Consider the following 14,628-nt stretch of genomic DNA (forward strand, 5'->3'; position numbering starts at 1 on the left):
TTGTCTCGGCGTGGCCACAAGGTCGCTGACGACAGGAAGAGGTTTTGCGATGAGCTGGCCGGAGCTTATGGACACTGCGCTGCAGGAATACATCACAGAGAGGCAGTCGCGCGCTCTCAGCACATATGAAGTCGATCACAACCTGCTGGTCGAACACGTGCGGCAGGAGGACAGCTTCCGCACGGGTGGCTACGGGACACGGCAGATTCCGGAACTCCTCCAGAACGCCGTCGACGCACTCGGAGCCGGAGGCGGCTCCGGGATGATCGAGTTCAGGCTCGCCGACGGGGCGCTCTACTGCGCGAACGAGGGAGCAGCGTTCGACGAGGCCGGCATCACGGCCGTCACCTACGCCTTCCTGAGCGGCAAGCGCGGCGACGAGATCGGCCGATTCGGGCTCGGGTTCAAGTCCGTCCTCGGCGTGACCGACCACCCGCAGATCTTCAGTCGTTCCGTGAGCTTCGCGTTCAACGCACCCGAGACCGCCGAGCTGTTCGAGGGCGTTCCTTCTGCGGGCGGACGTTATCCGCTGCTTCGAGTCCCCAGCGTCATCGACGTGGAAGAGGCACGCAGGGAGGACGCGAATCTCGCCGAGATGATGGGCTGGGCGACCACCATCGTCAAGCTCCCCCTCACTCGCGAGGGATCGCGGCTCAGGCAGGAACTCCACGAGTTCGCTCCGGAGACGTTGCTCTTCCTCAAGGGCCTCGACCGCTTGAGGATCACGCTGCAGGGGCGTCCGGGGACCGCGGCCGTCTCGAGAGACTTCCGTCGCGAGGGGCAGCTGGACGACGGCGAGGTCGCCATCGTCGATCCGGACGGAAAGCGGACTCGTTGGCTGTACGCGGAGCGCGAGTACGAGCCGACGATCGATGTGTCATCGACACTGCCGGAAACCGCATTGCGACAGTCCATGACGGTGTCGTACGCGGTGCGCCCGGAAGGGCGGGCGACGCCGGGACAGATGTGGGCCTGGTTCCCGCTTCGTGATGAGACGACCGCCAGCGGCCTCTTCAACGCGCCCTGGCAGGTCAACGACGATCGGACGTCACTGATCGTCGGATCCAAACTCAACGCGGCGATGCTGGAGGTCAGTGCGGAGCTCTTCCTCGATGTCGTCGCACGCGCATCGACCGAGGCGGATCCCGGTGCGCATCTCGAACTCTTCCCAGGCCGGGGTAAAGAGATCCGCAGTGCCGCCGACGCATTTCTGTCGGTCGAGATCCCATGCCGGGCCAAGAGCCGTGCACTCATTCCGAATGTCGTGGGTGACCTCAAAGTGCCGACGTATTTCCGAGGCGTCCCCGACATCGAGAAGAGCCCTCTCACCGTCACTGCGGCGGAGATCTGGCAGGCGAACGCGCCGAGAGAGACCATGCCGCACGCCAGGTGCTTCACGAGCGCGACACGGAGATCGCGGTTGAGAGCATTGCTCGGAGGGAGCGAGGACGACCGAAGCCCGCAGGAATCCGGAGTTTCTGCTTGGCTCAGCGAACTGGTCGGAGGCCCCGGTATCGAGGGCCCTGTCGCGGCGTTCCGAATCCTCGAGGACCTTCGTCGAACCTCTCCCCAGGTCTACACGGCGGCGAGCCTGGCACCTGTGCTCCCCCTTGAAGGCGGGGGCTGGGCGCGTGCCGACCAGAAGGACACCGTTCTGCTGCCCGTCAGCGGTGCGGCGGTTCCCGCGGGCGTCGATATCGTCCGGGCAGATGTCGCCGAAGCGGCAGGCGATCTCCTTCGCGAGTTCGGATTTCGTGGAGTCTCCAGTGACGAAGCGGCATCCGCCCTCGCGGCATCGGCGACGGACCGATGGGGCGAGCTCGAGTGGGAGCGGCTCTGGAACGGTCTGAACGCTGCGACCCCGTCTGTGGCGGTGGGTGCGGTCCAAGGCATTCGCGAACGGGGCATCCGTATTCTGATGCGCACCGAGGCCGGAACCTGGCGGGCTGCGGAGGACCTCATCGCTGATGGCAGGATCGCCCGCAACGTGCCGACTCGTCAGATCGATGCCGCACTTGTGCCCAACCTGTCCGTTCGGATGGCGGCGGGGGCGGTCGATTCTCCGCAACGTGACCGCGAACTCTGGCACGACGGTCTTCGCGACGAGTACGTCGCGACGATCGAAGACGTCGTGACTCGCCACCTTGCGAACTCGGGGCTCACAGCGACGCGGCTCGTCATCCCAGACATGCGCGGCGTCGGTCCGCTTGACCTGCTGGCCGAGGATCTGACCGAACAGGACCGAATCTCCTGGACGCAGGCGGTGCTGGCGCACATGGGCAGCACCGAGTTCATTCTCGACGTCCACACTCGTGCGGGTAAGGCCGAGATCCGTGTGTCGACCATGGAGTGGTGGGCGGTTCGCTCACGGGGCCTCATTCAGACCTCGGACGGCGCACACCGGGTGAACGACGCGGTCTCCACCGCTCTCCGTCGATTCGCGGCGTTCCTTCCGGTTGCGAGCTCTGATGTCGTGGTGGGGCTCCCCCTGCCGAAGGAACTCACGTCTGTGCCGACGGAAATGCTCGCTGCCTTCCTCAAGAAGGAAGGGTATCCGCTGACTCAGCCGGACGAGTTCGCCGAGCTGGTCACTGCCTGCGCGGCCAGGGTCGGCCTTTCGGCTCCGGAGCGGATCCCGGCTGTCACCAACGGCACCGTCGTCCTCACGCCGCGCAGCGAAGTCGCCGTCGTTTTCGAAGCGGAGGAGATCGCTGATCTTGATGAGGCGGGCGTCGCCTATATCCCCGTGCTGACCGGCGATACTCAGCTCATGGACAGCTGGGGGCTGCCCTCCGCTGAAGACGCGCTTCACCACTCGGTCGAGATCGTCGGTGCAACCGACGCCGTCCCGATTCTTGACATCCATCCGAGTCTGCAGAGCCATGTCATTGAGCCCCTGAACAAGGTGACCGTGGCTCGCGCCGGCTCGATCCGCCGCGTCCTTCAGAGCGGCCGCGGAGTGAAGAAGAAGCGGTTGCGGTCGACTCGGCAGGAACGAGCCGTGGTCGTCGACGCCTCCCTGGAGATCGACACCGCTCTCGCGATGATCTCCATGGAACTGGGTCTCGGTCTCACCGCCGATGACGTGCGTGCGGTCCTGCGCGATGACGAGAGACTTCGCCAGAGCGAACTCATCGCTTCGGCACGTGCCGCCCGAAACGACGAGCAGCGGCTGCTGATCCTGGTCGGTGCGGACGAGCTTCGCGCGGCCTTGCCCGACGGACTGCTTGACGCTGTCGAATCCAACACCGGGGATCTTGACGACCGAGCAGTCGCAGAGTTGTTCCTCCGGGTGCACGGTCAGGATGCGGTTCGTGAGCTCCGAGACGTACTTCGGTCGCGTGGTGTTCCGGTTCCAGAGCGGTGGGACGGCTCACCTGCCGCTCAGATGGCGGTGAAGAATCTGGGATTCGACACCCTCTTCGCGGGCACGCGTGAGAGTAGGCCCATGCCCGTGAGCCATGTGCAGGGGCAGCTGACGTTGAATCCGCTCCACGAATATCAGCGCGAAGTCGCGGGCAAGATCACTGCCCTCGTGGCCGCGGAGGATTCAGAGGCCAGACGCGGTCTGCTCTATCTGCCCACAGGCGCGGGTAAGACCAGAGTCACGGTCGAAGCACTGCTCCTGCTGATGAAGTCCGGTGAGGTCCGATCCCCGCTGCTGTGGATCGCGCAGAGTGAGGAACTGTGTGAGCAGGCGATCCATTCGTTCACCGAGGTATGGCGGTGGCTCGGTGACGAGCGAGCACTCGACATCAGCAGATTCTGGGGTGGATACCAGCTGGATGAGTCCGATGAGGAGTTGCACGTCGTCGTAGCCATCGATGCGACACTCGTCCGACGTCTCGGCGACCCGCAGTACGAGTGGCTGACGGACCCTGGGATCGTGGTGATCGACGAAGCCCATACGGCGCTGTCCAAGTCCTACACAGAGATCCTGCAGTTGCTCGGCCTCACCTCTCGGAAGACCGAGCGGCCCCTGCTCGGGCTCACCGCCACGCCGTTCCGTGGACGCAACGACGAGATCAATCGTCTGTTCGCTCAACGATTCGGAGAGAACCGGCTCGAGTCTCTCGATCCGGAGGACCCGATCGGACAGTTGAGATCGTGGAACGTCCTCTCGGAGGTCGATTATCAGGTGCTGGACGGTGTCGAAGTCGGCGTCGGCCAGCAGGACGCAGAGTTCCGAAAGATGAAGGAAGTGACTCCCGGCATGCTCGCCGTGATCGGGCAGGACATGCGACGCACTCTGAACGTCGTGGAGCACATCAAGGAGCAGGACACGAGCTGGCCCATTCTGGTGTTCGCCGCATCCGTCGCCTCGGCGCACACCATCGCGGCGTTGCTGAGGTTGGAAGGCGTGCGTGCGGATTCCGTCGACGGAGGCATGCGTCGACAGCAGCGACGGCGGGTCGTGGAGCAGTTCAAGTCCGGCGAGACCCAGGTGCTCGTGAACTGCGATCTGCTCACGCAGGGGTTCGATGCTCCGAGAGTGAGGGCGCTGTACATCGCGCGTCCGACGTTCAGCCCGAATCGATACCTGCAGATGGTCGGACGTGGCCTTCGGGGTCCGGCGAACGGCGGCACCGAGCGATGCCTGATCGTGAACGTCGAGGACACCTTCGAGCAGTTCGGCGAGGACCTCGCCTACAACGAATTCGACTATCTGTGGAGCAAAGCATGACTGAACTCGACACCGCAGCTACAGCGGACACGTCGCCTACCATCACCGATGCGCGAGAAGGTCGGAACGCGGTGGTCACCGAAGTGCGACGTCGGTGGCTCGGCCCTCTCGGCGGGCCTGACGAGGTGCTGAAGCGCAACCCCGTCTACGCGTATCTCGTGGGGACCCTCTATCCCGTGGAGAAGGGCGCCACACCACCACCGGAGATCGATGAGGTCGAGGACTTGATCGGTGGAGACCTCGACGACCAGGAGACCGAGCCCGATGAGCTCGGCGGTGAGGATCCAGGCATCAATCTGACCGGTGCGTTCGGCTGGGCGCCGGCCTCTCTCGGGGTGTCTTTTCTGCACGGCGGCTCGTCACTCAAGGTCGAGTTGTCGGCGGGTGTCTACGAGAACGAGTCTGATGAGGAGTGGCGTCGGCGACCGATCACGTCGGAGGAGTTCTTCGAGGTGGGTGCCGGTGGCGAGATGCGCGTCCTGGAGAACCGTGCCACCCTCTCGTGGCGTTCACGTCGACACCACGGGCGATGGCTGACCACTGTGGCGATCTCGAACGGGGAGGAGGTCGGGGCCGGGGAGGCGAAGCGGCATCCGGAACTCTGTCTGTTCCAGGTCGAGCTCTCCTGTTCCGACGAGACCGGCCTCCTTCCGTATCCGCAGACCGGCGTGCATGCGTCGAAGGACGACCGCGAGCTTGCGTTCCGTTATCGAGACACCCCGTCGTTCGCGGTCGGACATGGAGTGGCGGTCGAGTGGGGACCCGAGACGTCTCCGATCACGGTGACGACCACGACGATCCCGCAGACCGAGGTCAGCGCGATCCGCGCGAAACTCGGTGCAGGGGATGCGGTGCAGATGCGCTGGCTCGCAGACGACGATGTGCCTGTTCCCGAATTGGTCGGTGGGCTGACGTCGATCGCGCGCGAGTACGCCGACTGGATCGCCACTCAGCAGACCGAGGCGGATCTTCTGGACGGCTCGAATGCCGAGCTCGCAGGGGAGATCGTCGAGCGCCAACGCCGGGCACTCGAGCGAATCGAAGAGGGGATTCGTCTCCTCGGCGAGGATTCGCAGGTTCGGCAGGCGTTCAGGATGGCGAACACCGCGATGCGATGGCAGATGCTCCGTCAACGGAATCTGATCGCCAAGGAGACGCGGTACGGCAAGAGGTTGTTCGAGGACAAGGGAGCGGATGAGCCGACGTGGCGCCCGTTCCAGCTGGGTTTCATCCTCAGCTCACTCGCCTCAACCGTGAACGACAGCCATGCGGATCGTGATCTGGTCGATCTGATCTGGTTCCCCACGGGCGGGGGAAAGACCGAGGCGTACCTCGGACTGGCGGCGATCGAGATGATCCGGCGCCGCCTGGCGCGTGGACACAAGGGCGGCGGTCTGGCGGTCCTCACCAGATACACGATGCGACTGCTGACCGCTCAACAGTTCCAGCGGGCGGCGACCCTCATCTGCGCGCTCGAACTCATGCGCGAGGACGACGAGCGCCTCGATGGCGCGCCGGAGTTCTCGATCGGACTCTGGCTGGGTAACACCACGACGCCCGGAACGTACAAGGAGGCGGAGAAGCAGCTGCGCGAGGTGAAGCAGCAGAACTCGCCCGACAACCCGTTCCAACTGCTCGTCTGCCCGTGGTGTTCACAGTCGATCATGCCCAAGTACAAGTCGGGCAAGGACCGCAAGTACGGGGTCAACGCCAGTGCCTACGGATTCGAGTTCTTCTGTCCTGACGACGACTGTCCCTTCTCGAACACGCTTCCTGTGCAGGTCGTCGACGAAGGGATCTATGCGAATCCGCCGACCATGCTCGTCGCCACAGTGGACAAGCTGGCGCGACTGGCCTGGATATCGGACGGCTCACGACTGTTCGGGATCGACAGCGTCTGCGACGCTCCGTCTCTGGTCATCCAGGACGAGCTCCACCTGCTGTCAGGGCCACTCGGCACGATCGTCGGTGTGTACGAGGCGGCCATCGGCGCTCTCCTGCGATGGAACGGGACGCCGCCGAAGACCGTCGCGTCGACTGCGACCACTCGCGCGTCGCGGGAACAGGTCAGCGGTCTCATGGCCAAGGAGGTGGACGCGTTCCCTCCAGCCGGCTTGAGTGCGGAGGACAACCACTTCTCCGAGCCGGATCCGGATGCCGCCGGACGGTTGTATCTGGGGATCATGCCCCAGGCGCACACGCCGTCCTGGTCGATCGGACAGATCGCCACGGAACTTCTCGACGCACCTGTCGCGCTGGAGCTCGCAGGAGAGGCCAAGGATCGGTACTGGACCTTGGCCGTCTATCACAACAGCCTCCGTGAACTCGGGCGCACCGTGACGATCCTGCGAGACGACGTGCAGAGCAATCTCGCCCGTCGGGCCGGGGGTGAGCGGCCGACCCGAGTGCTCGGGCCCGAAGGCGTCGAGGAGCTCAACGGAAACGTACCGTCCGACGAGCTCATTCGGTTGCTCCAACGTCTGGAACGCGGACCTGAACACTCCGACGTGATCGACGCCCTTGCAACGACCAACATCATGTCTGTCGGCATCGACGTGCAACGCCTCGGCGTCATGCTGGTGAACGGCCACACAAAGACGACAGCCGAGTACATCCAGGCGACATCGCGCGTCGGCCGTGGCAAGACGCCGGGGCTCGTGGTCACCATGTTCCGTTCGGGTAAGCCCAGGGATCGCTCGGTGTTCGAGTCGTTCGGTGCGTACCACGGTGCGTATTACAGGTTCGTCGAGCCGTCGAGCGTCACTCCGTGGTCGCTGCAGGCACGTCGACGAGCGCTCCATGCGGCCCTGGTGATCCTGGTGCGACACGGAGTCGGCCGGAACGGCAACGCGGATGCCGCGTACTTCGATCCTGACTCCGCCGGTGTGAGGAAGGCCGTCGAATTGCTGAAGCGACACGTCGGCCATGCCGACAAGGGTGAGGCTCAAGACGTGGGGCGGGAGATCGACGATGCCGTCCTGGACTGGGTCGAAGCACGCGAACGGGCGGCGAAGGCGGGTAAGTCGCTGGTCTACTCGTCGAAAGACCCGGAGGAACGACTGCTGCGGCAATTCACGGAGCCGGGTTCGGGCTGGCCGGTGATGAACTCCATGAGGAATGTGGATCGAGTAGTCAAGGTGCGGGCGAGGGGAGAGCGAAATGGCTGAGTCGAAGGTCAAGACGATCCGGGCTTCGGAGACGGTCGCCCCGTACGGTCCGGGCGCGATCGTGGACATCCTCGGCCAGTCGTTCATGGTGCCGACCGGTGACAGGTGGCCTTCCCAGAAGGTACGGGAGCGGGTGCAGGCTGATCGTCTGGCCACCGCGCTCCAAGTTCAAGAACTTTGGGCGGCCCCGACCACGCATGAGCCGGAGAAGGCCTCCGTGCCGGGACTCGAGTTCGTGAGGTTCCCCGGTTGGCTCTTCTGTCAGGTGTGTCGGAGACTCATCCGATGGACCACGAAACTTGAGACCGGTGGCGCTCCCCATTGTGCGGAGTCAGGCTGTGACGGTCGTCTGGTGCCCATGCGTTTCGTTCTCGTGTGTACCGAGAACAGTCATCTCAGTGATGTCCCCTGGGGGGACTGGGCGCACCGTGGAACCGAGGGCGAGTGCACATCTGGCGAGAAGCTGCGTTTCCGGACCCTCGAAGGTGCGGGTGACGGCCTGAGCAGTCTGCAGGTTTCTTGTGACACCTGTGGAGCTCGACGGTCTCTCGGCGAGCTGAGACGGGACGTGTTGGCCAAGGATGGGTTCACCTGCAAGGGAACGCAACCTTGGTCGAGTGACTGGCCGGGATGCGGCAAGCCCTTGGACGCGCAGCAGCGTGGTGCCACCAGCCTCCATTTCAGCGACTCCGTGAGCGCGATCGACATCCCTCCCGTGCCGAGCCGCGGTTCGGAGAAGGAAGACGCGATCCGAGCCCACAAGCTGTTCGACGGCCTCGATGCCGTGGCGGCGACCGTGCGGGACGCGTTGATCGCGCAGATCTCCGTCGACCTGGGAATTCCGGTGGCCGAGATCGAGGCTGTGGCGGCCAGCAGCCAAGGACCTGGCGAACGACGGGAGATCATGCAGTCGTTGCAGGCGGAGGAGTTCGAGGCCTTCGTGGGGGCAGTGACGGGCAAGACCGCGATGCAGGACTTCGTGACGCGTCCGGTGAAGCTGCACCCGCGAGGTCAGAATGCGAGTGACGGCATCGCCACGAGGATTCAGGACGTGGTCCTGGTGGATCGGCTGCGTGATGTACGGGCCGTGAGAGGATTCCGACGGTATTCCCCGGACGCAGCGGCCGTCCCGGCCGTACCGACCCAGCCATTCGAGAAAACCTGGCTCCCCGCGGCGGAGGGGTACGGCGAAGGCGTGTTCATCCGGTTCGAGGCGGAGAGCGTCAAATCCTGGGCGTCGCAATCGGCGGTTCGAGCGCTCGAGAAGACACTCTTGGAACACCAGAATCATTCCGCCCTGGGGATGCGTCTGCATCTCGTCTCTGCTGAGTACGTGCTCCTTCACTCGTTCGCGCACCTGTTGATGCGGGAACTCGCGTTCAACAGCGGGTACACGGCCGCGTCCCTCAAAGAACGCATCTACTGCGAGGCAGAGGGCGACTACGGGATCTTCATCTACACGACCACCTCGGACGTCGAGGGCACGCTCGGAGGTCTTGTGCGTCAGGGGGAGCCCGATCGCCTGGTTCCCGCCATCGTCAGAGCTCTGGAGCAGGCCGCGTGGTGTCCGAACGACCCGGTGTGTTCGGAGTCGGAGCCGCAGAGTATCGACGGCCTGAACCTCGCAGCGTGCCATGCGTGCAGTCTCGCGCCTGAGACGTCCTGCGAGTCGTCGAACCTACTGCTCGACCGGACGTTCGTCGTCGGAGGGGAGAAGGTCGTCGGGTTCTTCGGGCCTGTCCTCGACGCGCTTCTGGGCCAGCGCGCCGGCTGAGCGCGCACGTACTGCTTCGACGATCCGGGCGACGACGTCATCGACGTTCGCCCGGATCTCGTGCTCCCAGATGCGGAGCACGAGCCATCCGCGGTCGGTGAGGATCCCATTGGTCTGGGCATCCCGGACGCGATTCAACTCGATCTTGCTCGCCCAGAAATCCGCGTTGGCTTTCGGTGCCTGATGGTGTTCGGGGCATCCGTGCCAGAAGCATCCGTCGATCAGTACCACCACCCGCGAGGTGGAGAAGAGCATGTCGACCGTGCGTCGCACATCGGACTCGGGCCGCGCATTCACGCGGTACCGGAGTCCGGCTGCATGCACGAGGCGCCGGACCCGCAGCTCCGGGCCGGTGTCTCGACCATGGTTCGCGCGCATCGTGGCTCGCGTGGCAGGGCTGCTTGCCCAGGACGCGGATCTGTCCGATGCCGGCGATGTCTCCATCCGTCCATCCTGCAACGTCATAAGATCAAATCAAGCCGCGGTTCGCCGTAGGTGTAGAGGGGCCAGGAGGCACTGTTGGGGAATCCGATCTCCGTTCTCGATCTGTTCGCCGGGGCAGGCGGTCTCAGTCAGGGGATGCACGAGGCATCCCCTCGATTCGAGATCGTTCGCGCCATCGAAAAGGATCGAGATGCGGCTGCGACGTTCGCGCTGAATCATGGCGAGGGGATCACCTATCAGGGCGGAATCGAAGACTGGTTGGGGCAGGAGAAGGTACCCCCAGTGGACGTCGTCGTCGGTGGTCCGCCCTGCCAGGGGTTCTCGACGCTCGGGAAGCAGGACGTCGAGGATTCACGAAACACCTTGTGGCAGGAATACGCCGCGACGATCATTCAAGCCAAGCCCAAGTACTTCGTGCTCGAGAATGTGGCCGTTTTCGCGAAGTCTCCGCAGTTCGAAGATCTGACCAGAGTCACTGAGAAGGGCGGAATCCTCAGTGACTACACATTCGAGTGGGACGTCCTCAACGCAGCTGACTTCGGAGCGCCACAGGTGCGGAAGAGGGCGATCCTGATCGGCCGGCAGCGCGACATGCCGGATATCGGACTTCCGACCCCGACCCATCGTGGAGCGCACGTGAACGTGGGGCAAGTGTTCGCCGGGATCCCGCACGATGTCGGGCAGGCGCTCGACGACCGCCGTGTCATGATCGACGGCCGCGAGCATCGGGGCTGGTGGTCGTCACGCGAACTGCACATCGGACGGAATTATGCCGATATCTCCGTGAAGAGATTCAAGAAGATTCCGGAGGGCGGCAACCGGTTCGACCTTCCGGACGACCTGTTGGCACCATGCTGGCGCAAGCACAAGTCCGGTTCCGGGGATGTCATGGGCCGTCTGCATATCGACAAGCCTTCGGTGACCATCCGGACGGAATTCTTCAAGCCGGAGAAGGGGCGCTACCTTCACCCGACGGCAGATCGTGCGATCACCCACTATGAGGCCGCGGTTCTTCAAGGGTTCCCGGTGGACTATCGCTTCGCCGGCTCGCGTACCGCGATTGCGCGGCAGATCGGGAACGCAGTCCCGATCAAGCTCGGTGCGGCCATCGGGCGACACATTGCGGCGGCTCTGTCATGACGTCGATCGATCGTCACTCGCTGAAGGGTTGGGTCATCGAAGCTCTCCGTCAGCTCGGTGGCTCAGGCTCCATCGTTCAGGTGTGCCAGCGCGTCTGGCAGATGCACGAGGCCGATCTGCGCGGGTCAGGAGAACTCTTCTACACCTGGCAATACGACATCAGGTGGGCTGCGCAGTATCTGCGCAATACGGGTCGGCTCAAGGCGGTCCACGGTGATCGTCGTAGCGCCTGGGAACTCTCGGAAGACGGTTGGTCGGTTGACGTGTCGACCGTGGGCGCCGAGCGAGGACGCGCCGAGAAGAAGTAACGCCGGATCCTTGCGAATCACCGACAGTTGCCCGGCAATCCTGCCGCGGCTTGTGGTTACCAGAGCGCTCGAGTGAACTGGCCGAGATCCGTGCATATGGAACAGGTTGTGAAAGCTTCGGAGTGAATGCAAGCATCATCTCGGCAGGTGGATCGTGTACTTGATGTCGAGTTCCTCGAGCAAGCTGAGCACCGCCGTCGACGCCCCGACGGAATTGTTGCCGGAGCTTGCAAAGAAGTGCCACTGCGCGCCATCAACCTGTCCGGACTCAATGAGATAGGCGTCGGAGCGGATCTGCCGGGCCGTGGACGGGCTCATTGCCACGTAGCCCACCTTGGCTTCGTGAGCGATTCCAGCGGCGAGGACATCGATCTGGCGGATCAGAGGATTGCAGCCCTGCCCGCAGTCCCTCGTCGAGAACACCACGTCAGTCCTCGGCGGAGCTACTGTCTCGGCCGCAATGATGACATCGAGTTCAGCCTCCGCTTCGGAAAGCGAGTTCACGAACGGAGCCGGGGTTCCGTCCAGATGATTATCACGAGCTATATCGTCAGCCAACGACTTGAGGTTCACCCCGCCCTGTGCGAGCGTGAGCAGCGTCACTGCGCTCGTTGAGTGACTCAGCGCATCCCAGGCCTCGGGTGCAGGCGATGCGAGTGCCTTGATCTTGAGGCCTTCTGGGATCCAGTCGGCTCGCGCAATCATCTGGGAAACCTCTCGCACCAGCTTCGGGTGCTTCACCAGAAATCTGGCGATCTTGAGCGGGACGGCGACCGTATCGCCTACGGCAGGGATCATGCCGGTCATGCTGTAACCAGCGCCTATCCAATCGGCGCGGATGGACGATGCGATCGCGTCCCGCAGGTCGGCGAGAGTGCCGGGGATCCACCCGACTCCCGGTACCAGGCTGGTGCTCCCGGCCACCAGGTTTCCGGTGAGCCAGGCGACGGAATCACCTGGCGTGGCTTCGCCGCCGAGTGCTCCTTTCGCGAGTTCGAGCGCGACCGTGGCGGGAGCGAGCTTGGTATCAGGTCGGAGGGGGTCAAGCCCGCGATTCTCCCTGTTTGCGACTTCATACGCATCGTCGAGTCCGTCACCGTCGGTATCGGAAAGGCCTGCCGCCGTACCGATGACTTGGAGCTCCTCCGAATCTGTCAGACCATCGTTATCCGTGTCGGACTGGAATGGGTCCAGGGACTCGTCGGCTTCTTCCCCATCAGTGAGCCCATCGTCATCACTGTCCCGCTTGAGCGGATTCGAGTAGAGGGCGAAGAACTTCGCGTTCACGTGGTCTTTGACCGCTACACCGGCTTCGTCGCCATCACGCAAACCGTCGCCATCGCTATCCGCAACTTTCGGCTTCGTGACGAACAGTCGGCCGTCATCGCTTCGCCAGCCGGATAGCTCGAATCGGTCGTCGAGGCCGTCTGCGTCCGTGTCCACTTTCGTGGGGTTTGACACCGCAGCATAGGTTCGCTTGCCGTCTGGTGGGGCAATCAGCTCACCAGCTTCTTCGGCGTCTGTCAGCCCATCCCCATCGGTATCGCTTCTTTGAGGGTCCGTGGGGAATATCTGTCCGTCAACCGTTGCCCATCCGGTTCGTTCGACCGAGTCGGCCAGCCCGTCTCCGTCGGAGTCCCGGATGCTCTCGTGTGCATAGACGAGCGCTGCGATCGTCAAGGTCGCCACCATCGCGATCGCGACATAGATGGTCCGGTGCGAACGTCGTCGCCGTAGATAGGTGGTCTCTGACACGTTCTGATTGTGTCGCATCGTTGCACTGCGGACACTGGTCTCGCACGTCGGTGCCTCCTCGCCCGATGGTGCGGACTGCGGTGGCGGGCTTCGGAGCGCCCGACAATTGCTCCCCAATCTCACCCCAGGTGGCGCATCGTTAACCCATGACGCTCGAGCTGGACACGGACTGCGCGATCGTCGGTGGAGGCCCCGCCGGTCTCGTCCTGGCGCTCGCGCTGGTGCGGCACGGCATCCGGGTCACTGTCCTCGAGAAGCACGCCGACTTCCTCCGTGACTTTCGGGGCGACACCATCCACCCGTCCACGCAGGACCTGCTCGCCGAGCTCGGCCTGCTCGACGAGTTCCTCACCCGACCGCACGACGACATGCCCCGCGTCACCTTCAGCTGGTACGGCACCGAGCTGACGCTGGCGGACTTTACCCGCCTGCCCACCCGCCGCAAGGTCATGACCTTCATGCCGCAGTGGGACTTCCTCGACCTGATCGCAGACGCCGCGGCGCAGCATCCGGAATTCACCCTGCTGCGTTCCACGCGCGTCGACGGGCTGATCCGCGCCGGCGACCGCATCGTCGGAATCACCGGAACCAGGCCCGACGGGGATGTCACCGTCCGCGCACGTCTGGTCGTCGACGCGTCCGGCCGCGACTCCGACATCCGTGGCGAGGCAGGGTTCGCGCCGACGGGCGTGGCCTCGGCGATGGACGTGCTCTGGTTCCGCGTCGCCAAGACCAAGGGTGAGCGCTACCCGTTCATCCAGGCCGGCTCTGGACTGATCATCACGGTCGACCGCGGGGACTTCTTCCAGATCGCCCACGTGATCCCCGCAAGCGCCTGGCACGGCACCGACGCCGACCTCGCCGCGATGAAGGACCGCATCGCACGGATCTCGCCGCGCATGGCCGCCGCCATCAGCACGGTCACCGTCGATGACGTGCACTTGTTGCGCGTGCGCCTCGAGCGCCTGCGCCGCTGGTTCACCGACGGGATGCTCTGCATCGGCGACTCCGCCCACGCGATGTCACCCGCAGGTGGGGTGGGCATCAACCTCGCGATTCAGGATGCCGTCGCCACCGCGCGCATCCTGGGCACGGTACTGCGCGACGGTAGCCCGACCACCGCCGACCTGCGACGCGTGCAGCGGCGCCGCAACTGGCCCACCTGGATAACTCAGTTCGTTCAGCGCCGGCTTCAGGGCCCGCTGATCGCCGAGCGCGCACCGGACGCTCCGCTGCCGTTCGTCCTGCGGATGCTGCGCGACCACCCGCGGCTCACGCACGTCACCGGACGGTTCGTCGGGCTGGGGGCGCTGCCGGAAAAGCTGTGACCCGTGGAAGGCGGGAACAAGCGATCTA

8 protein-coding genes are annotated in these 14,628 nt (G+C 64.3%); 6 read left to right on the forward strand and 2 right to left on the reverse strand.

The window, feature by feature from the left end:
- Positions 1-49: 49 nt before the first annotated feature.
- From ACFQY2_RS03880 to drmB, 3 genes are all read left to right on the forward strand, one after another.
- The gene (locus tag ACFQY2_RS03880; protein ID WP_378744318.1) at positions 50-4,684 is read left to right on the forward strand and encodes a DEAD/DEAH box helicase; all 4,635 of its coding nucleotides are present in this window, start codon (positions 50-52) and stop codon (positions 4,682-4,684) included.
- Positions 4,681-7,851 (forward strand): helicase-related protein, encoded by a 3,171-nt coding sequence (locus ACFQY2_RS03885; protein ID WP_378744319.1) that lies wholly within the window; start codon positions 4,681-4,683, stop codon positions 7,849-7,851. Before ACFQY2_RS03880 ends, ACFQY2_RS03885 begins: the two co-directional genes overlap by 4 nt.
- Before the next feature lie 61 nt (positions 7,852-7,912).
- A complete protein-coding gene (gene drmB / locus ACFQY2_RS03890) occupies positions 7,913-9,625 on the forward strand; it encodes a DrmB family protein (RefSeq protein WP_378744320.1) in 1,713 nt (570 codons plus the stop codon).
- Here the strand turns inward: drmB and ACFQY2_RS03895 are convergent.
- Positions 9,530-10,069, reverse strand: coding sequence for a very short patch repair endonuclease (locus ACFQY2_RS03895; protein ID WP_378744321.1), 540 nt, complete (start codon positions 10,067-10,069; stop codon positions 9,530-9,532). The genes drmB and ACFQY2_RS03895 overlap by 96 nt on opposite strands.
- Positions 10,070-10,144: 75 nt before the next feature.
- On the opposite strand from ACFQY2_RS03895, the gene ACFQY2_RS03900 reads away from it, so the two are divergent.
- The gene (locus ACFQY2_RS03900; protein ID WP_378744322.1) at positions 10,145-11,209 is read left to right on the forward strand and encodes a DNA cytosine methyltransferase; all 1,065 of its coding nucleotides are present in this window, start codon (positions 10,145-10,147) and stop codon (positions 11,207-11,209) included.
- Positions 11,206-11,517, forward strand: a complete 312-nt coding sequence (locus tag ACFQY2_RS03905; RefSeq protein ID WP_378744323.1) for a hypothetical protein — start codon at positions 11,206-11,208, stop codon at positions 11,515-11,517. The genes ACFQY2_RS03900 and ACFQY2_RS03905 overlap by 4 nt, the downstream gene beginning before the upstream one ends.
- Before the next feature lie 135 nt (positions 11,518-11,652).
- On the opposite strand, the gene ACFQY2_RS03910 is transcribed toward ACFQY2_RS03905, so the two are convergent.
- Positions 11,653-13,272 carry a hypothetical protein gene (locus ACFQY2_RS03910; RefSeq protein ID WP_378744324.1) on the reverse strand — a complete coding sequence of 540 codons (1,620 nt, stop codon included), beginning with the start codon at positions 13,270-13,272 and terminating at the stop codon, positions 11,653-11,655.
- Positions 13,273-13,418: 146 nt separating this feature from the next.
- On the opposite strand from ACFQY2_RS03910, the gene ACFQY2_RS03915 reads away from it, so the two are divergent.
- Positions 13,419-14,600 (forward strand): FAD-dependent oxidoreductase, encoded by a 1,182-nt coding sequence (locus ACFQY2_RS03915; RefSeq protein ID WP_378744325.1) that lies wholly within the window; start codon positions 13,419-13,421, stop codon positions 14,598-14,600.
- The last annotated feature ends 28 nt before the right edge of the window (positions 14,601-14,628 follow it).

This window comes from Microbacterium sp. GCM10027623, assembly GCF_042666935.1.
Classification (GTDB): Bacteria; Actinomycetota; Actinomycetes; order Actinomycetales; family Microbacteriaceae; genus Microbacterium.